At 65.4% G+C, this 20,367-nt stretch carries 21 protein-coding genes; 11 read left to right on the top strand and 10 right to left on the bottom strand.

Features of this window, described 5'->3' with window-relative positions:
* Nucleotides 1-101: 101 nt before the first annotated feature.
* Nucleotides 102-593: an OsmC family protein gene (locus HU735_RS15025; protein WP_186714144.1), complete on the bottom strand. Its 492-nt coding sequence runs from the start codon at nucleotides 591-593 to the stop codon at nucleotides 102-104.
* 32 nt (nucleotides 594-625) lie between these two features.
* Entirely contained in the window at nucleotides 626-1,378 is a 753-nt protein-coding gene (locus HU735_RS15020; RefSeq protein WP_186714143.1) for a methyltransferase domain-containing protein, read from the bottom strand.
* 97 nt (nucleotides 1,379-1,475) lie between these two features.
* On the opposite strand from HU735_RS15020, the gene HU735_RS15015 reads away from it, so the two are divergent.
* From HU735_RS15015 to HU735_RS15005, 3 genes are all read left to right on the top strand, one after another.
* Entirely contained in the window at nucleotides 1,476-2,144 is a 669-nt protein-coding gene (locus tag HU735_RS15015) for a class I SAM-dependent methyltransferase (protein ID WP_186714142.1), read from the top strand.
* A gap of 303 nt (nucleotides 2,145-2,447) precedes the next feature.
* Nucleotides 2,448-3,752, top strand: coding sequence for an MFS transporter (locus HU735_RS15010; RefSeq protein WP_186714141.1), 1,305 nt, complete (start codon nucleotides 2,448-2,450; stop codon nucleotides 3,750-3,752).
* A gap of 93 nt (nucleotides 3,753-3,845) precedes the next feature.
* On the top strand, nucleotides 3,846-4,157 hold the full coding sequence (locus HU735_RS15005; protein ID WP_186714140.1) for a hypothetical protein: 312 nt from the start codon (nucleotides 3,846-3,848) through the stop codon (nucleotides 4,155-4,157).
* A 90-nt stretch (nucleotides 4,158-4,247) separates the two neighbouring features.
* On the opposite strand, the gene HU735_RS15000 is transcribed toward HU735_RS15005, so the two are convergent.
* Nucleotides 4,248-5,180, bottom strand: coding sequence for a LysR family transcriptional regulator (locus tag HU735_RS15000; protein WP_050705608.1), 933 nt, complete (start codon nucleotides 5,178-5,180; stop codon nucleotides 4,248-4,250).
* A 115-nt stretch (nucleotides 5,181-5,295) separates the two neighbouring features.
* Here HU735_RS15000 and HU735_RS14995 point away from each other — a divergent pair, with 115 nt between their 5' ends.
* Both HU735_RS14995 and HU735_RS14990 read left to right on the top strand, forming a co-directional pair.
* Entirely contained in the window at nucleotides 5,296-5,541 is a 246-nt protein-coding gene (locus tag HU735_RS14995; RefSeq protein ID WP_110738166.1) for a DUF2790 domain-containing protein, read from the top strand.
* 99 nt (nucleotides 5,542-5,640) lie between these two features.
* Nucleotides 5,641-6,945, top strand: a complete 1,305-nt coding sequence (locus HU735_RS14990) for an MFS transporter (protein ID WP_186714139.1) — start codon at nucleotides 5,641-5,643, stop codon at nucleotides 6,943-6,945.
* Nucleotides 6,946-6,951: 6 nt separating this feature from the next.
* Here HU735_RS14990 and HU735_RS14985 read toward each other — a convergent pair whose 3' ends face one another.
* Nucleotides 6,952-7,647: a tRNA (adenine(22)-N(1))-methyltransferase TrmK gene (locus HU735_RS14985; protein WP_346655367.1), complete on the bottom strand. Its 696-nt coding sequence runs from the start codon at nucleotides 7,645-7,647 to the stop codon at nucleotides 6,952-6,954.
* A 169-nt stretch (nucleotides 7,648-7,816) separates the two neighbouring features.
* Between HU735_RS14985 and HU735_RS14980 the strand changes: the two genes are divergently transcribed.
* The 4 genes from HU735_RS14980 to HU735_RS14965 all read left to right on the top strand — a co-directional run bounded on the left by HU735_RS14980 (nucleotide 7,817) and on the right by HU735_RS14965 (nucleotide 12,262).
* Nucleotides 7,817-8,197, top strand: a complete 381-nt coding sequence (locus tag HU735_RS14980; RefSeq protein WP_050705604.1) for a RidA family protein — start codon at nucleotides 7,817-7,819, stop codon at nucleotides 8,195-8,197.
* Between the two features lie 105 nt (nucleotides 8,198-8,302).
* Nucleotides 8,303-10,303, top strand: a complete 2,001-nt coding sequence (locus HU735_RS14975; RefSeq protein WP_186714138.1) for a U32 family peptidase — start codon at nucleotides 8,303-8,305, stop codon at nucleotides 10,301-10,303.
* A gap of 83 nt (nucleotides 10,304-10,386) precedes the next feature.
* Nucleotides 10,387-11,277, top strand: coding sequence for a universal stress protein (locus HU735_RS14970; RefSeq protein WP_186714137.1), 891 nt, complete (start codon nucleotides 10,387-10,389; stop codon nucleotides 11,275-11,277).
* 142 nt (nucleotides 11,278-11,419) lie between these two features.
* Nucleotides 11,420-12,262 (top strand): RHS repeat-associated core domain-containing protein, encoded by an 843-nt coding sequence (locus tag HU735_RS14965; RefSeq protein WP_238349824.1) that lies wholly within the window; start codon nucleotides 11,420-11,422, stop codon nucleotides 12,260-12,262.
* Between the two features lie 105 nt (nucleotides 12,263-12,367).
* On the opposite strand, the gene HU735_RS14960 is transcribed toward HU735_RS14965, so the two are convergent.
* From HU735_RS14960 to HU735_RS14945, 4 genes are all read right to left on the bottom strand, one after another.
* Nucleotides 12,368-12,889, bottom strand: a complete 522-nt coding sequence (locus HU735_RS14960; RefSeq protein WP_050705601.1) for an acyloxyacyl hydrolase — start codon at nucleotides 12,887-12,889, stop codon at nucleotides 12,368-12,370.
* A gap of 213 nt (nucleotides 12,890-13,102) precedes the next feature.
* On the bottom strand, nucleotides 13,103-13,837 hold the full coding sequence (locus tag HU735_RS14955; RefSeq protein ID WP_186714136.1) for a phytanoyl-CoA dioxygenase family protein: 735 nt from the start codon (nucleotides 13,835-13,837) through the stop codon (nucleotides 13,103-13,105).
* Between the two features lie 51 nt (nucleotides 13,838-13,888).
* Nucleotides 13,889-14,332 carry a hypothetical protein gene (locus HU735_RS14950; RefSeq protein WP_050705600.1) on the bottom strand — a complete coding sequence of 148 codons (444 nt, stop codon included), beginning with the start codon at nucleotides 14,330-14,332 and terminating at the stop codon, nucleotides 13,889-13,891.
* An 88-nt stretch (nucleotides 14,333-14,420) separates the two neighbouring features.
* Nucleotides 14,421-15,296, bottom strand: a complete 876-nt coding sequence (locus HU735_RS14945) for a LysR substrate-binding domain-containing protein (protein ID WP_186714135.1) — start codon at nucleotides 15,294-15,296, stop codon at nucleotides 14,421-14,423.
* A 105-nt stretch (nucleotides 15,297-15,401) separates the two neighbouring features.
* Between HU735_RS14945 and HU735_RS14940 the strand changes: the two genes are divergently transcribed.
* Both HU735_RS14940 and panB read left to right on the top strand, forming a co-directional pair.
* On the top strand, nucleotides 15,402-16,787 hold the full coding sequence (locus tag HU735_RS14940; RefSeq protein ID WP_186714134.1) for an aldehyde dehydrogenase family protein: 1,386 nt from the start codon (nucleotides 15,402-15,404) through the stop codon (nucleotides 16,785-16,787).
* A 276-nt stretch (nucleotides 16,788-17,063) separates the two neighbouring features.
* A complete protein-coding gene (gene panB, locus HU735_RS14935; RefSeq protein ID WP_186714133.1) occupies nucleotides 17,064-17,879 on the top strand; it encodes a 3-methyl-2-oxobutanoate hydroxymethyltransferase in 816 nt (271 codons plus the stop codon).
* Here panB and HU735_RS14930 read toward each other — a convergent pair.
* Nucleotides 17,867-19,270, bottom strand: a complete 1,404-nt coding sequence (locus tag HU735_RS14930; protein WP_186714132.1) for a PLP-dependent aminotransferase family protein — start codon at nucleotides 19,268-19,270, stop codon at nucleotides 17,867-17,869. The genes panB and HU735_RS14930 overlap by 13 nt on opposite strands.
* A 54-nt stretch (nucleotides 19,271-19,324) precedes the next feature.
* A complete protein-coding gene (locus HU735_RS14925; protein WP_186714131.1) occupies nucleotides 19,325-20,224 on the bottom strand; it encodes a helix-turn-helix domain-containing protein in 900 nt (299 codons plus the stop codon).
* Nucleotides 20,225-20,367: the final 143 nt, after the last annotated feature.

Below are 20,367 nucleotides of genomic sequence, written 5' to 3'. Positions count from 1 at the left end.
ATCCTTCAAAAAGTTACCCGCCGTAAGGGCGGAAAGGTGAATAAGCGTCGACATCGCAAATGAATGCGCATACAACTATCAAAACAATCAACAATCAACAATCAATAATCAACGCCAACACATAACCCAGAAACCACCGGCTCACACCGCACTTCAGTCTTCACCGAATTAGCAATAAAACACTCTTCATGCGCCAAATGATGCAACCGCTCCAGTTGCTCAAAACTAGGCCTCCGCTCCCCGGAAAATTCAACCAAAGGCCGCAAGGTCACCACGGTCATGGCCATCCGCCCAGCCCCATCAAGCGCCATTTCCCCGAGGGCATCATCAACATACCGCTCGACACAAAACCGCTGCTTGGCCGCCAGGGACAGGAACCACAACATATGGCAACTCGACAACGCCGCGACAAACGCCTCCTCCGGGTCCACCGCCGAGGCATCCGACATCGGCAAAGGCACCACATGGGGCGAGGACGAGCCCGGCACCTCCACCCCACCATCAAAACGCCACAAATGCCGCCTGCTGTAGCGGTTACCGAGAAAATCCTGCCCGTCACGATTCCAGGTCACTTGTGCGGTGTACTGCGCCATCCGATACCTCCTTGATCAAATAAACACATTGTTCAGCGCTTGCGCGCACAGATGCCAAAGGCCATGTCGCCTATGTAGATGCCCCGCGACTGAAGCCGCTCGGCCTCCAGCCGCGCGTGCAGCGTATCGATCCCGACCTGCCTGGCCGTAGCCACGCCATGGCCGATGATCCGCGGCAGGCAGGCGCGAACGATATCGGCCAGGGGATAGGCGCTGTCGGGCGTCTGCACCAGGCCTTCGGCCCGCAGGTCCTCGACCGCCAGTCCCGCCTCGCTGAACAGCCGATGCAGGTTGAAACCGATGTGCAGGTCGGCCCCCTCATGGGCCAGCATGCGTTGCAGCCACTGCTGGGCCTTGCGATGCAACGCAAAGGGTTCCAGGCTGGCCGGGGTGAGACTGCCGTCGTGCTCCTGGAACACCATCAGTCCACCGGGCAGCAGGTGCCGGGCCAACAGGCGCAGGGCCTTGACCGGCTCCGCCTGGTACATCAGCACCCGACGCCCGACGATGGCGTCGAACAACCCCAGGGACTCGGGCAGTGCCTGCAGGTCAGCCTGGACGAACTCAGGTATCGCCGCGCCCTTGGGTGTCTCACGCTTACGTGCAAGCTCCAGGGCATCAGCCGCCTGGTCAACGCCTACCACCGCGCCATCGCCATCCACCAGCCGGGCCAGCAGCCAGCTCACATCGCCGCTGCCGCATCCAACGTCGAGCACGCGCATGCCAGGGCCGATACCGGCATCGACCAGCAGGCGCGTGGTGAAATCCGCTTTCGCAAGTGCCATGCCATGCTCCTTCGCAGGTGCGCCAGTGTGCAGAGCAAAGGGCCCCGGACACAAGACTGACCTATGCTGGAACCACCCGCCCTTATCGGACCCAAGCATGCCCACCACCGATCCCCTGCTGGACAGCTGGCAGCACAACGCCCAGGCCTGGATCGAAGCCGTACGCTCCGGAGCAATCGCCTCCCGACGCGAGGTCACCGACCAGGCGATACTGTTGGCCGTACTGGGCCGTCAGCCTGCGCGGGTGCTCGACCTGGGCTGCGGCGAGGGCTGGTTGCTGCGGGCCCTGGTGGCACGGGGCATCGACGCGGTCGGCGTGGATGGCGATGCGACGCTGGTCGCCGCCGCACACTCGGCGGGCTCGCCGCAGGTACACCTGGCCAGCTACCGGCAGTTGATCGAAGGCGCGGTGGACATCGGCCAGGGCTATGACCTGGTGTGCGCCAACTTCGCCCTGCTGCAACAAGACATCATCCCCCTGCTCTGCGCCATACGGACCTTGCTGCTGTCCGGCGGCACGCTGCTGATCCAGACCCTGCACCCGTGGACGGCGGCTGCCGGCCACTACCAGGATGGCTGGCGGGAGGAGTCGTTTGCCGGTTTCACCGGCGACTGGCGCCCGATGCCCTGGTACTTCCGCACCCTGGGCAGTTGGCTGAAGGCACTGGAGCAGGCCGGATTCGGTCTGCAGGAGTTGCAGGAGCCGCAACATCCGCAGAGCCAGATGCCGCAATCCCTGCTGTTGGCGGCGCACAGGCTGGACTGACGCCCCTGCGGCCACTCGTCGCAGCCTTTTCCTACTTGGCAAATCCTGCACAGGCCTTAAAATCCCGCCTCCTTTTCGCCCGTCGCCCCAGCCGGTGGCAACCGCCCGCAAAGACAGCGTCCGTGCCTCATCACATCGCGCATGTGCCACAGGCTCAACCGCCCCCGCCCGACCTGCCTGCATCAGGTTCGCGGTTGAATCTTGCCAAGGTCGCAGCCCGCCCAGGCCGCACTGCACGCCGCCACGACCCGGCCCGTGCAGCCGAAAAGGCGCATCTGAGCTCTTTTCAACCTTGAGGTAACTATGTCTGTGCGTTTGCTGGCGATGGCGCTGGCACCCCTGCTCGGCCTGTTCATCATTGCCCTGGGCAATGGCGTGCTGTCTTCCCTGACCACCCTGCGCCTGGGCGCCGCCGGCGAATCGGCGACCACCATCGGCGTGGTGTCCTCGGCCTACTTCATCGGCCTGACCCTGGGGGCGATCTTCAACGACCGCCTGATCCTGCGCATCGGCCATATCCGCGCCTACAGCAGCTTCGCCGCGCTGATCGGCGCGACCATCCTGCTGCAGGGCCTGTTCTATGACACCACCTGGTGGTTCGCCCTGCGCCTGATCAGCGGCTGGGCCGCGGTCGGGGTGTTCCTGGTGATCGAGAGCTGGCTGCTGCTGGCCGGCGACGCCAAGATCCGCGGGCGCCTGCTGGCGCTGTACATGATCGCCTTCTACGGTGCCGGGGTGATCGCTCAGGCCGGCCTGGGCGAGGTCACCGGCTGGGGCGACACCGCGCCGTTCATGGTCGCCGGTATGCTCGCCACACTGTCGGTGCTGCCGATCGTGATCCTGCCGCGGGTATCGCCGCTGCTGGACCAGGTCGAGCCGCTCAAGCCGCGGCAACTGCTGGGCGTGGCGCCGACCGGGCTGGTCGGCTGTTTCGGCTCGGGGGTCGCCATCGCTGGCATCTATGCCCTGCTGCCGCTGTACCTGCAGCGTATCGGCCTGGATGTGGGCAAGGTCGGCGACATGATGGCCTGGGTCATTCTCGGCGCCATGCTGCTGCAGTACCCGGTCGGGCGCTGGTCGGACCGCAAGGACCGCCAGGACGTGCTGATCGCCCTGGCCGCCCTGTGCACCGTGCTGTCGGTGCTGATCGTGCTGCTGCCAGCCGACACCGTACTGCTGCCGGCGCTGCTGTTCCTGCTCGGCGGCGGCGTGTTCGCGCTGTACCCGGTGGCGGTCAGCAGCGCCGCCGACCGAGCCCCGGCCGATGCGCTGGTGCCAATGATCCAGGGGCTGCTGCTGATCAACTCGCTGGGCTCGGCCATGGCGCCGCTGGCCATTTCGCCGATGATGACCGCCTACGGCGAGGCTGGGCTGTTCTGGGCCTTCGCGGTGATCAACCTGGCCATGGTCGGTTTCTTCCTCTGGCGTCGTGGCAAGCGCCCGGCACCGGAGCACCCGGCGCCGTTCGCGCCGACCGCGACCTTCTCGCCGACCGGCGCGGAACTGCGGGTGACCGAGGACCTGATGCACGCGGCCCAGGAGCACCCGACGCTGGAGGCAATGGACGCCACGCATGGCCAGCAGGCGCAGCGTCACGACGCCCACTGAAAGCCCGCGCCAAGGACCGCCCGTCGCTTGACGGGCACCTTGGCACCACCGTGGCAGCCCAACCATGACAGGTCATCCGACAGGAGATTCATCATGGTCAATCCACGCCCCCTCGCCTTGATGCTGGCGCTGCTGCTCGGTGGCGGCGCCACCCTCAGCCTTGCCGCGACCGACATGAACGATGGCAACAGCCACAGCGGACACGCCACAGACCAGGGCAAGACCGCCGGTGAAGATGGCAGTATCAACAATCCCGGTGGCAGCAAGGATAACGACAGCAGTGATACCGGCAGCGATTCCGATGCTGCCGACGACGCTGCTGGAGGCTCCAACAGCACGGGGGAAGCTACAGGTTCCGGAGCCGGGGCGTCGGGCGGCAGCGCCGAGGATCAGGATAGCCGTTGACCTGGCTGTACCGGCCTCATCGCGGGGCAAGCCCGCTCCCACCAAGCCTGTACAGGCCCTTGTGGGAGCGGGCTTGCCCCTCGATGTCTGTCAGCGCCAGTAGCGAGGCTCATCCGCAATGCGCTGGTGCTCGGCAAACAGCAACGGCAACTGCTCCTTGAGAAAGTCCAGCCAGGTGCGCACCTTGGCGTCCAGGTAATGCCGCGACGGGTAGATCGCGTAGATTTCCCGCTGGCGCAGCCGGTGCGGCGCCAGCAGCCGGCACAGGCGCCCTTCCTCCATGGCCTGGCTGGCCGAGTAGTACGGCAGCAGCCCCACGCCCATGCCCAGTTCGGTAGCCTTGAGCATGGCGTCGGCGACGTTGGTGAGAAAGGTGTCCTGGGGCACGATCACACAGCTGTCGGGCTGGCCCTCGAACGACCAGTCCTCCTCGAACAGCGGGTCGACCGTGCGCAGGCAGATGTGCTCGTGCAAATCCTCAGGCCGCTCGGGCACGCCGTGGCGGGCCAGGTACTCCGGGGAAGCACAGAGGATGCTGTGGATGCTGCCCAGCGGGATGGCGATCAGCTGCGAGTCCGGCAGGCCCTGGCCGATGGTGATCACCACATCGTGCCCCTCGGCCAGCGGGTCGGGGTTGCGCTGTGACAGGGTCAGTTCCATCACCACTTCCGGGCAGGTGGCGTTGTAGCGCGCCACCAGCGGCATCATCAGCAACCCCAGGCCATGGGTGCAATGGAAACGCAGGTGACCGCGAGGCGTGAGGTGGGCGCCACGGGCCTCGTCCACCGCCTCCTCGGTAAGCAGCATGATCTGCCGGGTGCGCTCTAAAAACCGCTCCCCCGCCTCGCTCATGCGCAGGCGTCGGGTGGTGCGGTGCAGCAGGCGGGTCTGCAACTGGTTCTCCAGCTCCGCGACGATCCTCGACACTTGTGCCGCAGAGATATCCAGGGCCTGGGCCGCCGCGGCGAAGCTGCCGCACTCCACTACCCGGGCGAAGGTTCGCATCGCATGCAGCATGTCCATGGGCAGGCAGCCTCATTCATACATGAAAGGCAGCAATCTATCACGGGATAGCCCATTTATTGTGAAACACAAATGAATGGATCATTAGCCATCCGCAATAAATGAGGAACCTGTCATGAAACGTTCGATCGCCCTGCTCGCCCTGAGCGCCACCCTCGCCTCGTTTGGCGCACTGGCCGACACCACCGCCAGCACCTACGAATACGGCATGCCGCTGGACATCGCCAAGGTCATCTCGATCACCCCGGCCAGCAATGACGCCGACTGCCAAGTGGGCACCGCGCACATGGTCTACGTCGACCACCAGGGCCAGACCCGTGAAGTCGACTACCGACAGATGGGCAACTGCTCGCAGCTGTAAGCCCTGGGAAAAATACCAGCCATCTTGCTGAAAGTGCATTTGCCCGCCCGCGACACCGCCGCATGATCTGCCGGGACAACAACAAGAACGTCCCGGACCATGAATACGATAGAAACCTCCACGGCCACGTCCGTGCGCGCCTGCGACGCCTCCCATGCCCGCATCACCTGGCGGCTGATGCCGCTGCTGCTGGTGTGCTACTTGTTCGCCCATCTGGATCGCATCAACATCGGCTTCGCCAAGATGCAGATGAGCGCTGACCTGGGCTTTTCCGACACGGTCTACGGCCTGGGCGCCGGCCTGTTCTTCATCGCCTACGCGCTGTTCGGCGTGCCCAGCAACCTGGCCCTGGAACGGGTCGGGCCGCGGCGCTGGATCGCCACCCTGATGGTGGTCTGGGGGCTGCTGTCCACCGGCATGATGTGGGTGCAGGATGCCGCCGGCTTCTATGTCCTGCGGTTTCTGCTGGGGGTGGCCGAAGCGGGTTTCTTCCCCGGCATCCTCGTGGTGCTCAACCGCTGGTATCCGGCACGGCGTCGTGCCCAGATCACCGCGCTGTTCGCCATTGCCGTGCCTTTGGCCGGCGTGGTCGGCGGGCCGTTGTCCGGCGGCATCCTCCAGGCCTTCCACGACCAGGGCGGCCTGCGCGGCTGGCAATGGATGTTCCTGATCGAGGGCCTGCCGGTGGTGCTGCTCGGGCTGGTGGTGCTCAAGTGCCTGCCAGACAGCTTCGAGCAGGTCGCCTGGCTCGATGCCGGGCAAAAGCAGGCGTTGCGCGAGGAAATGGCCGGTGAGGAGCGGCACAAACCCATCAGCTCGCTGGCCGGTCTGCTCGGCAACGCGCAGGTCTGCCTGCTGGTGGCGGTGTATTGCGCGGTGATGCTGGCGGTCAACACCCTGGCCTTCTGGATGCCCAGCCTGATCCATGGCGCCGGTATCGGCAGCGATGGCCAGGTCGGCCTGCTCAGCGCCATCCCCTATCTGGCCGGATGCCTGTTCATGCTCGGTTGCGGGCGCTCCTCGGATCGCCAGCGCGAACGCCGCTGGCACCTGTGCGTGCCACTGTTAATGGCCGCCGCCGGCATCGCCCTGGCCGGGTCGGCGCCGGGCAATGCCTTGCTGGTGATGACCGGGCTGGTGATCGCCGGCATGGGCGCCAGCGCCGCGCTGCCGATGTTCTGGCAACTGCCGCCAGCATTCCTGGCCGGTGGCACCCAGGCCGCCGGCATCGCCATGATCAGCTCGTTCGGCAGCATCGCCTCGTTCGCCGCGCCCTACCTGATCGGCTGGATGCGCGACAGCACCGCCAACCCGGGCCTGGCCCTGCAGGTGCTGGCCGTGGCCATCGTCTTCGGTGGCATGTTGGTGCTGAAGGTGCCCGCCAGCGTGGTCAACCCGAAATGAATGGGCTCAGGTCAGCAGCTCGCGGATCCAACCGGCCTGGCGGGTGATGTCGCGCACCTTGTCCTCGGGTACCGGCTGGCGTGCCCGGGCGAAGTTGTCCAGGCTCTGCTGCTTCTGGCGCAGCATGCGCTGCCACTTGAACAGAAAAGCCGGGCTGCGCGCCTGCATCAGCAGCGGACCGAAGTACAGCTGCTCGGCCGTGTAGGCTACCGCCTCGGCACGTTCGGCGACGATGATTTCGTAGTCGAAGCGGTTTTCCCGCAGCACTTCCTCGTCGACGATCCGGTAGCCGTTGCCCATCAGCCACTGACGCAACGCGGGCTCGCCGCCGTTGGGTTGCAGGACCAGGCGCTCATGACTACCCAGGTACTGCTTGCCGGCTTCGAGAATGTCGCGGATGGTCTCGCCGCCCATGCCACAGATACTGATCGCGGTAATCCCATCACCCGGCTCGATGGCCGCCAGGCCGCTGGCATGACGCACGGTGATGCGATCCTCCAGGCCGTTCTCACGCACGGTGCGCCGTGCAGCCTCGTAAGGCGTGAGCGCCACCTCGCCGGCCACCGCCGCGACAATCGCACCGCGGCGCACCAGCGCCACTGGCAGGTAGCCATGGTCCGAGCCAATATCGGCCAGGCGCGCCCCGGCCGGCACATGGGCGGCCACGCGCTCCAGACGCATGGACAATGTGTGTTCGTTCAACGCAAGCCTCTTCTGACAACCTGGGCCCGGCGCCTGTGGCCGGGTCGGGGCGCGATTCTGACCGCCCGCGCCGCGTATTTCAAATGCCCGCGACCGGCCGCCGCGCCTCGACCAGACCGCCCCGCTCGCGTAGGCTTGGCGGTTTCCTTCCGTTGCAAGGCGAAACCCCATGGCTAACAGCGACATCATCTACACCCCAGACCCGGACGCCGACTCGATCTCCTCGGACGTTGCCGAGTACAACGGCATCCTGGTCAGCACCCAGATCCCCGTGCAGGCCGACGGCAGCCTAGAGCTGGGCGACATCACCACCCAGTGCGAATGCACCCTGCAGGCGCTCAAGGTCGCCCTGGAACGGGCCGGCAGCTCGATGGACCGAGTGCTTCACCTGACCATCTACCTGACCGACATGGCCGACCGCGCCGCCTTCAACGAGGTGTACCAGCGGTTCTTCAAAAAGCCGTGGCCGGTGCGCGCGGCGGTGGGCGTGGCTTCGCTGGCGTTCGAGGGGATGCGTGTCGAGGTCACGGCAATGGCGGCGAAGGGCTGACCTGCCTGCCCCACGATAAAGGCCACCCGGCACCCTGAAGGTGCCGTCGGGCCATTTCACCGCTACAATGCCCGCCTTACCGTGACAGCCCGAACCTATAACGACATGTCCCTTCCAAAGCACCACCTGGAACTGCTCAGCCCTGCCCGTGACGTGAGCATCGCCCGCGAGGCGATCCTGCACGGCGCCGACGCCATCTACATCGGTGGCCCAAGCTTCGGCGCGCGCCACAACGCCTGCAACGAGGTCAGCGATATCGCCGAACTGGTGGAGTTCGCCCGCCGCTACCATGCCCGCGTATTCACCACCATCAACACCATCCTCCACGACAACGAGCTCGAACCTGCCCGCAAGCTGATCCACCAGCTGTACGACGCCGGTGTCGACGCGCTGATCGTGCAGGACCTGGGGGTAATGGAGCTGGATATCCCGCCGATCGAGCTGCACGCCAGCACCCAGACCGACATCCGCACCCTGGAGCGGGCCAAGTTCCTCGACCAGGCCGGCTTCTCCCAGCTGGTGCTGGCCCGCGAGCTGAACCTGCAGCAGATCCGCAGCATCGCCGCCGAGACCGACGCGGCCATCGAGTTCTTCATCCACGGCGCGCTGTGCGTGGCCTTCTCCGGCCAGTGCAACATTTCCCACGCCCAGACCGGGCGCAGCGCCAACCGCGGCGACTGCTCCCAGGCCTGCCGCCTGCCCTACACCCTCAAGGACGACCAGGGCCGCGTGGTGGCCTTCGAGAAGCACCTGCTGTCGATGAAGGACAACAACCAGACCGCCAACCTGCGCGACCTGGTCGATGCCGGCGTGCGCTCGTTCAAGATCGAGGGTCGCTACAAGGACGTGGGCTATGTGAAGAACATCACCGCCCACTACCGCAAGGAACTCGATGCCATCCTCGAGGACCGTCCTGAACTGGCCCGCGCCTCCAGCGGGCGTACCGAGCACTTCTTCGTGCCGGACCCGGACAAGACCTTCCACCGTGGCAGCACCGACTACTTCGTCAGTGATCGCAAGATCGACATCGGCGCCTTCGACTCGCCGACCTTCACCGGCCTGCCGGTGGGCGTGGTGGAGAAAGTCGGCAAACGCGACCTGCTGGTGGCCACCGATGTCCCACTGACCAACGGCGACGGCCTCAACGTGCTGGTCAAGCGTGAGGTCGTGGGTTTCCGCGCCAACATCGCCGAACTCAAGAGCGAATCCGAGGAAGACGGCCAGAAGCGCTACCGCTACCGCGTCGAACCCAACGAGATGCCCGAGGGCCTGTACAAGCTGCGCCCCAACCACCCGCTGTCGCGCAACCTCGACCACAACTGGCAGCAGGCGCTGCAGCGCACCTCCGCCGAGCGTCGGGTCGGTGTCGAGTGGCATGCGGTACTGCGCGAACAACGCCTGATGCTCACCCTCAGCAGTGAAGAGGGTGTCAGTGTGCAAGTGGCCCTCGACGGACCGTTCGGTGCCGCCAACAAACCACAGCAGGCTCTGGACCAACTGCACGACCTGCTCGGCCAGCTGGGGACCACGATGTACCACGCCACGGCCATCGAGCTCGATGCGCCGCAGGCGTACTTCATCCCCAACTCGCAGCTCAAGGCCCTGCGCCGCGAAGCCATCGAGGCGCTGACCGCAGCACGGGTCAAGGCGCACCCACGGGGCGGACGCAAGGCCGAGACCACGCCACCGCCGGTGTACCCCGAGTCGCACCTGTCGTTCCTGGCCAACGTCTACAACCAGAAGGCCCGCGACTTCTACCACCGCCACGGCGTGCAGCTGATCGACGCCGCCTACGAGGCCCATGAAGAGCACGGCGAAGTGCCGGTGATGATCACCAAGCACTGCCTGCGTTTCTCCTTCAACCTGTGCCCCAAGCAGGCCAAGGGCGTGACCGGCGTGCGCACCAAGGTGGCGCCGATGCAGCTGATCCAGGGTGACGAGGTGCTGACCCTGAAGTTCGACTGCAAGCCTTGCGAGATGCACGTGATCGGCAAGATGAAGAGCCACATCATCGACCTGCCGACCCCGGGCAGCGCGGTGGCCCAGGTGGTCGGGCACATCAGCCCGGAAGACCTGCTCAAGACCATCCCGCGCGCGCCGCACTGAAAGACGACCCGCCGTCGCTCCACGGGATTTCACCGGCGGCGGGTCTAGACTGAACAGGGGGCTGCCACACGTGGAGGTGTGAGATGAGCCAGTTCAAGCGATTGTTGGTCATGCTCGGCCCGCAGATGCGCCACACGCCTGCCCTGCAGCGCGCCGCGGCGCTGGCCGAATCCAGCGGGGCCCTGCTGGACCTCAATGTCTTCGTCGACGATGTCGACACCTTCGGCCTGATGAGCGACGGCCGCGAGCGCGAGCGCCTGCTCGAGGACAACCGCCAGTGGCTGGCCGACGAGGCCGAACAACTGCGCAATGCCGGCCTGGATGTCTCCACCGAACTGCTGCTGACCCGCGACCCGTTGGGCAGCGTGCTCGAGCAGGTCGAGCGCCTGGGCTGCGACCTGCTGGTCAAGGACGTGCAGCACGAACCCATCCTCAAGCGCCTGCTGGTCACCCCGTTGGACTGGCAACTGCTCAAGGACAGCCCGGTGGCGGTGCACCTGGTCAGCGACATCCGCCTGCCCCTGCCCCGGCAGATCGCCGCGGCGGTCGACCTCAACTGCCATGGCACTGGCGAGCATCTGGACGACCAGGTGATCCGCAGCGCCCACGCCCTGGCCCTGCAGTGCAACGCCGAGCTGCACCTGTTGCACGTGTGTGATGCGGCCAGGACCCATATCGCCGACTTCGGCGCCGGCACCGTGACCATGCCCGGTTTCGACACAAGCGTGCGCACGGCCCAGCGCACGGCGTTCAATCGCCTGGGCGACCACTACCAGATCGACCTGGAGCGCCGCCACTTCCTCGAAGGCCCGGCGGTCAAGGCCATCACCCAGTACATTGCGGCCCACCGGGTGGATGTGATCGTCATGGGCAACCACCGGCACGATGCCTTGCAGGCGTTTCTCGGCGGCACCACGGCGCATGTGCTGGAACACCCGCTATGCAATGTGCTGGCGATCAAGGCGGTGCGTTGAAACGCCAGTTTGGGCAGGCGCGAGCGGGTGAATCAACCTGCCGCGTACCTGCCCACCCGATCCACCACCTGGCAATTCTGCCAGTTACCCGAGGTTCAGACCGATGCTAGGGTGAACATCCCTGTGCAGCGGAGCGACTTCCTTGGCGACTCTCAATCTGTCGATCACTGACTGGCAGCAGTCTGTACTGGGAAGTGCCGGATGCTTCAGGGCCTATACCCCCTATGGCGTACTGACAACAGCGTCGGGGGCCAGCTTGGCCTATTGCGGCCAACTGCGCGATCCAGAGACCGGTGTCTATCACCTGGGCAATGGCCACCGCAACTACGATCCGAGGCTTATGCGCTTTCACTCTCCCGACCGGTTGAGTCCATTCGGGGCCGGCGGTCTTAATGCATATGCCTATTGCAAGGGGGATCCGGTGAACCATCGAGATCCAACAGGCACATTTGATGTGTTCAATGTGCTACATGGGACGGCACTGATATGGCTCAACAAGTTTGAAAAGAATCTGGACGTTGCACTGAACGTTCTAAGGACCAACAGGCGGGTGGCGAGGGCCAACGAGTTAATTAATCAAAGCCGACGGCCCATCACCAATGGTGTTCAACCGCCCGAAGCGTTCTCTACGACTGACGCCATTAAAGCCGTGGCGTCGCCAGTAGCCGACGGAACGAACCTCATCACATCCCTTGTGGGCCTCTCGATGCCGGGGGGAGGCAACATCCTGGGAGGACTCAGTGCAGGTAGTGCAATTGTTGGTCGTTTGACTACTGAGTGGAGCACCAACCATTCAGAGATCGCTGCCAGCCGAGCAGCTGATGCTCAGACCTTTCTGAACTTGCTTACGGTCAATGAAGCATCGGCGGGGGGATCAGACAACGCATCCTCTCTCCCCAATATAACCTTACCAATCTTCACAATTCAAAATGAACTACAGCGTACCAGACGGGAATCCGAGGCTAGCGAAATTAGTGACCGTTAACCCCGGTGGTGGGCCTTCCCGACTCGAACATGCAATGGAAGCCATCGACTGTCATACCCGCCGTTGGCTTCTGTCCAATTTCCAGCGCTAAGACCGCAACAACAATCAGAACCCTTTGCTATAGAACAACGAGTACGACTCAATCCCATCGTTAGGCTGCTTCAGTCCAGCGTTGGAATAGTGCATCGCGCGAATACCGATCTTCTGCTCCGCCGGCAGTTTCAGGCCAAAACCGATCCGGTCCTCGAAGTTCACCGACGAACCCAGGCGCTGGTCGCCCACATCCGTCTTGGAGAATGCAGCCAGACCAATACCGGCTTCGATGAATGGTGTGTAGGTGAAGCCACTGAACTCATAGACGAACACCGGGCTGAACGACAGCGAATGGGCGCCGCTGGCCTCGCCGCCTTCCCAGTAGGTGTAGGCCGCGTCCCAGTAACCGGTCAGGTGGCCGGTGCTGCTTTCCAGCCATTTCTTGTCCCAGTCGAACGACATCCCGATCCGGTAGGTCATGTCGCCCTGGCCAGTGGCACCCACGGCACCGGACACCTGGGCGGCCTGGGCCAAGTTGGCGCCGGCGAATGCCAGCACGGCGGCAGCCAACGTAGTGGCGAGACGGGTCTTCATCAAATGACTTCTCCTGATGGTCTTCACGGGCAGGCCCGCGATCTTGCGCGTGCCTGCGGCAAGTGGGGGCTGCGCCCCTCGTTGTGCACCGGCGACCCGGCACATCCAACCGGGTTACAAGTGGTAATACTTCCTCGATTATTGTCCGAATATTCCGATAGTGGAAAGTGATTTGCCACTATTGGCTAAGGACACTACGTACCATTCAAGGGTTCAGTCGTATTCCGCCTCCTCGTGCTCGCCGAGCAGCCGGCGCTGGCGGGGTGTGGCCTGGGCCAGCACCTGCGGGTTGAACTGCCAGCGCAGGTAGGGTGAGAATTTCTGCGCCACCATGCGCCGGCCGTAGTGCACCTGGAGCATGTCGCGCACCTGTCCGACGCTGCGGTTGGTGCCGCCGCCATGCCAGACATCGCTGCGAAACACCAGTGCATCACCGGCCCGGCACAGCACTGCCACCGCGCCCTGCCCTTGCCAGGCCTGTTCACCCTCGCCGGGGTGGCGCCCGGCATGATGGCTGCCGGGCACGATCCAGGTCGGCCCTATCGCATCGTCGATATCGCAGAGGTACAGCTGCGCCGTAAGGATCTGCACGGGCGGCGTGAAGCCCGCGTCGCCTGGCAGTTCGAATGGCAGGTGATCGAGATGCAGGCCCATGCCCGGATAGCCGGGGTGGCTGCGCCAGGCAGTCTGGCCGATGATGTGGCAATCGCTGCCCAGCGCCGCCTCGGCCAGTTCGATCAGCGCCGGCAGGTCGAGAAACGGCAGCCACAGCGGATCGCGGTTGAAGACGCACTTGTAGTGCTCCAACAGGCCCTGGTAGTCCCAGTGGATTGGCTGCAGGTCGTCAATGGCGCAGCGTAGCAGCGCGATCTGCACGGGATCGAGCACCTTGGGTATGACGGCGTAACCCACCTCATCCAGAGCTTGCAGGCGGTCCTGAAGATGCATTACGCCCCTCCACCGCCCTCGTGGGAGCGGGCTTGCCCCGCGATCGCGTCCTCAGCGCCAGTTGAGATCGACCCGCGCCGGCGCCTTTCCGTCCACCGTCACCTGCTGCTGCACGGTCCGGCCATCGGCATTGCCGATCACCCGGTAGTGCCCCGCAGGCAACTGCACGAAGATCAGCGGCCCGACGTCCTGCAGCGCCAGCACCGATTGGCCCTGGGCCGACTGGATGTCCAGCGCGGCGCCGCTCTGGAACTTGCCGTCCGCACCGGTCGACAGGGTGATATGCAGGTCATAGCCGGGCGTGCGGCGCAGGGCATTGGCCTCGTCCTGGCCGATACCGCCTTGCAGGTAGCGGATGCCGTTCTGCTCCTGGGGTTGCAGCTGCACGCCCTGCGGATCGATGGGCGCGTTCAGGTCGGCGGCCGCCGCCAATGTCCAGGGCATGGCCAAGGCCAGCAACAGCGCCGCGCACAAGCCGTAATGATGGGTACGCATGGTGCATTCCTCCCACTTGGGGGATGGTCTACACCATTTGGAGGACTTTCCGAGGCTGGGGTTCGCATTCCGGCGCACCGTTAGTCCGTCAGGACGTGGGCAGCTCACGACGCTCCTCCAGCAGCTTGATGAACATGCTCAAGCTGCGCGACACCGTGCCCCGCCGCCACACCAGCCAGGTCTTCAGGTAGCGGAAGTCCTCGGCCATCGGCCAGGCGCTTACCGTGCGGCACCCCGGCATGTTGTCGAGCATGCTGCGCGGCATCATCGCCAGGCCCGCCCCGGCACTGACGCAGGCCAGCATGCCGTGGTACGACTCCATCTCGTGGATCTTGCCCGGCACCGCCTGGTCATGGACGAACCAGCTCTCGAAATGGTGGCGGTACGAGCAGTTGGCGCGAAACGCGTAGATGCTCGAACCGTTCACATCGCGCGCGCGGGTGACCGGCGGGTGGTTGAGCGGCGCGATGACCATCATCTCCTCCTCGAACACCGGCATGCCCTCGAGCGTCGGGTGCAGCACCGGGCCATCGACGAAGGCCGCCACCAGGCGCCCGGACAGCACGCCTTCGAGCATGGTCCCCGACGGGCCGGTGGAGAGGTCCAGGTCGACCTTGGGGTAGCGCTGGTTGTACGCCGCCAGCAAGGCCGGGATGCGTACCGCCGCCGTGCTTTCCAGCGAGCCCAGGGCGAAGGTGCCCTGGGGATCCTCGCCCGCCACGGTCAGCCGTGCCTCGTGCACCAGGTCGAGGATGCGCCGGGTGTACTCGAGGAAATTCCAGCCGGCCGGCGACAGGCGCAAGCGGCTCTTCTCGCGGATGAACAGCTCGACGCCCAGATCCTCCTCCAACTGCTTGATGCGGGTGGTCAGGTTCGACGGCACCCGATGGATCTGCTGGGCGGCGGCGCTGATGCTGCCGTGCTCGGCCACAGCCTTGAACATCTCGAGTTGCACCAGGTCCACGGTCATTCTCCAAACGTGAATGTTTCACTCATTATTATTCAGTTTTCATTAAAGCACGCTACCCCTAGTCTGGGCTCACCCGATCAAAACAATGAGAGTCCTGCCATGAGCGAGATCAGCAGCCTGACCCACGCCATTTCCGTCGATCCCTACAGCGGCGAACGGATCGGCCACTACGCCTTCGACACCGACGCCGCACTGGACGCGGCGCTGCAACGCGCCAAGGCGGGCTACAACCAGTGGCGCAATGTGTCGCTGGGTCAGCGCAGCGAGTACCTGGTCGCGCTCGGGCAGGCCCTGCAGGCCAACGCCGAAGCCTTTGCCCAGATGATCGCCCGCGAAATCGGCAAGCCGATCAGCCAGGCCCGCGGCGAGGTCAGCAAGTGTGTCGGCCTGTGCCAGTGGTACGCCGAACACGGCCCGGCCATGCTGGCACCGGAGCCGACCCAGGTCGAAAAGGCCCGCATCGAATACCGCCCGCTGGGCCCGATTCTCGCCGTGATGCCGTGGAACTTCCCAATCTGGCAGGTACTGCGCGGCGCGGTGCCGGCGCTGCTGGCGGGCAACACCTATGTGCTCAAGCACGCGCCCAACGTGATGGGCAGTGCCTACCTGCTGGCCGACCTGTTCAAGCGCGCCGGCCTGCCTGAAGGCGTGTTCGAGGTGCTCAACGTCACCCCCGAAGGCGTCACCCGCGCCATCAACGACCCGCGCATTGCCGCCATCACCCTTACCGGCAGCGTGCGCGCCGGCATGGCCATCGGCGCGCAGGCCGGCGCCGCGCTGAAGAAGTGCGTGCTCGAACTGGGCGGTTCCGACCCGTTCATCGTGCTGGCCGACGCCGACCTCGATGCCGCGGTCAAGGCCGCGGTGATCGGCCGCTACCAGAACACCGGGCAAGTCTGCGCAGCCGCCAAGCGCCTGATCGTCGAGCAAAGCATCGTCGAGGCGTTCACCGAAAAATTCGTCGCGGCAACCCGCGCGCTGACCCTCGGCAACCCGCTGGACGACGCCACCTACATCGGCCCGATGGCCCGCTACGACCTGCGCGACGAACTCGACGGCCAGGTCCAGGCGACCCTGGCCGAAGGCGCCACCCTGCTGCTGGGCGGCAGCAAGATCGAAGGCGTGGGCAACTTCTACGCGCCGACGGTGTTCGCCAACGTCACCCCGGACATGACCGCCTTCAAGCAGGAGCTGTTCGGCCCGGTGGCGGCGATCATCAGCGCCCGCGATGCCGAGCACGCCGTGGAGCTGGCCAACGACAGCGAATTCGGCCTGGCCGCGACGATCTACACCGCCGACTATGCCTTGGCCGAGCGCATGATCGCAGCCTTGGACACTGGCGGCGTGTTCATCAACGGCTACTGCGCCTCCGACCCCCGCGTGGCGTTCGGCGGGGTGAAGAAGAGCGGGTTCGGCCGTGAACTGTCGCACTTCGGCGTGCGCGAGTTCACCAACGCCCAGACGGTGTGGCTGGATCGCAACTGATCCTCTCGCTCCCCGCACTCAATCCAGGCACGATCCCTTTGTAGGAGCGGCCTTGCCGAGGCGTCGGACCGGTCGGAAAGGGCCGCAGAGCGGCCCCGACGATCTGTGTTGCGACATAGACCCTGGGGCCGCTACGCGCCCCATTCCGACCGGTCCGACGCCTCGGCAAGGCCGCTCCTACACAGGGCTGGGCTGCAAATCAGCCCGAGTCTGTATCTTGAATCCCCGCCACGCGAACGAATAATCGAGCACCTCCCCAGCACTCCGGAGGTACCGATGAGCTCCCAGACCACCAGCCACCGCCTGACCGTTCCTGATCTTGCCGCCATGAAGGGCCGACAGAAGATCGTCGCCCTCACCGCCTACAGCGCCCCGATCGCGCGCCTGATAGACCCTCTGGTGGATTTCATCCTGGTAGGCGATTCGACCGCCATGGTCGCCTACGGCCGGCGCTCGACCCTGGCCATGCGCCTGGAAGAAACCATCACCCACACCCGCGCCGTGGTCGACTGCACCCAGCATGCCTGCGTGATTGCCGACATGCCGTTCGGCAGCTACCAGGAATCCCCCGAGCAGGCCTTGCGCAACTGCGCCCAGGTCCTGTCCGCCACCGGCTGCGACGCCGTGAAGCTGGAGAGCAACCGGACGTTGGCCGCCACCGTGGCCTTTCTGGTTGAGCGGGGCATCCCGGTGATGGCCCACGTTGGCCTGATGCCGCAGTTCGTCAATGTGCTGGGTGGTTACAAGGCCCAGGGGCTCACCGAGCACAGCGCCGCGATGATTCTTGAGGACGCCCGTGCCAACCTGGCCGCCGGCGCCTTCAGCCTGCTGCTCGAAGGCGTGGCCGAGCCGCTGGCCCGACGTATCAGCGAGGAAAGCCGGCAACCGTGCATCGGCATCGGCGCCTCCCCCGCCTGCGATGGCCAGATCCTGGTGACCGAGGACCTGCTGGGGCTGGGCGGGCCGCGCAAGCCGAGGTTCGTCAAGCAGTATGCCGACGTGGCGGCGGTGATCCGGGTCGCCTGCGCCCGCTACGCCAACGAAGTGCGCCAGGGCGAGTTCCCAGAACGCGAGCATTGCTACGGCTGCTGAGGCGCCCGGCGGATCGCCTGGGCCAGCGATACCAGCGCACCCTCGATATCCTGCTGCCAATCGACGGTGAAACTCAGGCGCAGATGATCCCGCCAGTACCCGGCCCGGCTGAACACCGTGCCCGGCACGATGACGATGCCCTGCTCCAGCAACTGCTCGCAGACAGCTTGCATGTCCACCGGACGCAATGCCTGCAGCCAGAACGTGGCGCCCGCCACCGGCATGCTCAGGCGCAGGCAATCGCCGGCGTGGCGCTGCAGCAGCTGCGCCATGCGCTGTCGGCTATGCGCCAGGTGCCGGATCAGTTGCACCTGGTGTCGCGCCAGGCGCCCGGAAACCAGCAGGCGGGCAACGGCCTGCTGACGGTAGCTGGGCAGGCGAAAGCCCTGGGCCAGGAAGGCCGCCGCCAGGCTAGCGGCCGCGCCACGGCACAGCAGGTAGCCGAACGGTGCCTCGGCGCCGATGCATTTGTCGAAACCGGCCAGCACCAGCAGGCGCTGGGGATTGGCATGGTCGCGATAGCGCGAGCGCGCCGGGTCGTCGCACAACGCGCCATAACTGTCGTTCTCGAACAGCCACGCCTGATGTTCGGCCAGTAGCGCGCACAACCGCTGCTTGTCCTCGACCGGCATCACGCCACCCTGGGGAATGTTCACGGTCGATGACAGCACCGCCGCCTGCACGGGCTTCTCTGCCAGCAGCCGCGCCATCGCCTCCAGATCGAAGCGGCCATCCGCGCCGAGTGGCGCCTCGACAATGTTCAGCCCCGCAGCTTGCAGCAGGCGCAGGACCAGCCAGGAGCAAGGCGACTCGACCAGCACCCTGGCGCCCGGGGGCAAGAGTGTGCGCACGGCCAGTTCGAACACGCTACGCCAGTCGGCGCCGATGAACACCTGGTCGGCCTGCCAGTGATCATCGACGCTACGGCTGTAGCAACGGGCCAAGGCCTCACGCAGCGAGGACTCGCCACAGGGCGAGAACGGCGGCGCGTCGGCGCGTGGCAACTGGCGCAGCAGCTCGCGCTCGACCGTCAGCAGCGGTCCTTCGAGGGAAGCGAGCATGGTCGGCGAGTCGCTGCTAAGGGCCAGCATGCCCGGCTGCCGGGCACTGGCGTACAGGCGGTCGATCAGGTTCAACGAAGGGGGCAATTGCCCGACCGAGGCCAGGGCCACGCTGAAGTAGCCGACCTTGGGCCGGGCCTGGATGCGGCCCTGGGCCTCCAACAAGGCGAACGCCTGTTTGCTGGTCGACAGCGAGACCTGCAGATGCCGGGCGACATCGCGCAGCGAGGGTAACCGATGCTCCAGCTCCGGCGTGCGGGCGTCGAGCCAGTCGCTCAGGTAGCGGTGGACTTTCTGGTAGGTGAAACGTGGTGCCCGCTCGGTATCCATGCCGATGCTCCCAAGGACTGCGGCGGGCACCCTAGCAAGTTTTACCGCTCGGTCCTAGTTTCCCCGACCACGCCTGAGCGTCTCGCTCGGCAATTCGCGGAACAGCTGGCGGTAGCTTTCGGAGAACCGCCCCAAATGCCAGAACGACCAGCGCATGGCCACCTCGGCCACGGTCGCGTCACCTGCCAGCAGGTCGCGCCGCGCGCCGTTCAGCCGCCGCAGACGCAACCAGTGCGCCGGCGGCAGGTTGGTGAAGCCTTTGAAGGCTTGCTGCAACTGACGCACGGAAACCCCGGCGACCTTGGCCAGCTCCACCAGGTTGAGGGTTTCGTCGGGGCAATCGGCGGCCCATTCGCTGACCCGGCGCATGATCGCCCGCTCCTCGTCGCGCCGTCCGAGCGCCTCGCCCTGCAGGCGCTGACCGGCGTTGTCGAGGATGAACAGGCAGTCTTCCAGTAATTGCTCGGCCAGCGCCCTGCCCTCCAGCGGGCAATCGGCCTGGCCCAGGCGGGTCAGGGTGGCGCTCAGCCAGTTGCCGAACAGGGCATTCTGCTGGCAGGTCAGCGGCACCATGAACAGACCGCGCAGGCGCTCCAGGTCGAGGCCGTGGCTGGCTAGGAACGGCTGCTCGAACACCACCGCCACTTCCTGGTAGTTCTCCGGGGTGATCCAGATATTGCGGCTGTCTTCGTTGAGCAGGTAGAGGCTGTTCTCGCTGCGGTCGAAGCAGAACGCCAGGGCGCCGCTGGGGGCGCGGAAGAACTGCTCGACCCGGGTGTTCAGGCGCTCCTCGTACACCTCGACGCCATCGAGCCCCAGCCAGCGCAGTTGGCCGTTGAAATGCCCGGGGGACATCTGCCGATACTGCTGCTGCCAGCCTGGGGTGGCGCGGGTCTGCTCGGTCACATCGGTGGTGCGGAAGTCCTGGACCTGCAAGGCGGTTGGCGTTGTCACGCGCTGTCCTAGTTGCACTCTTTTGGTGCATTGATTGCCGAAGAAAGTGGATAGATCGCCCCGGGGGGCAGCGACCAAGATAGTCCTCAGCGTCACCTGTGGGAAGTGCCCTGCGGCGATGAACGCCTTGCGTCCCACCACAA

The sequence above is a fragment of the Pseudomonas sp. BW16M2 genome (genome assembly GCF_014268865.1).
GTDB classification, from domain to species: domain Bacteria; phylum Pseudomonadota; class Gammaproteobacteria; order Pseudomonadales; family Pseudomonadaceae; genus Aquipseudomonas; species Aquipseudomonas peradeniyensis.
Note: the sequence above shows the minus strand (reverse complement) of the source record. Positions and strands in the feature narration are given on the sequence as shown.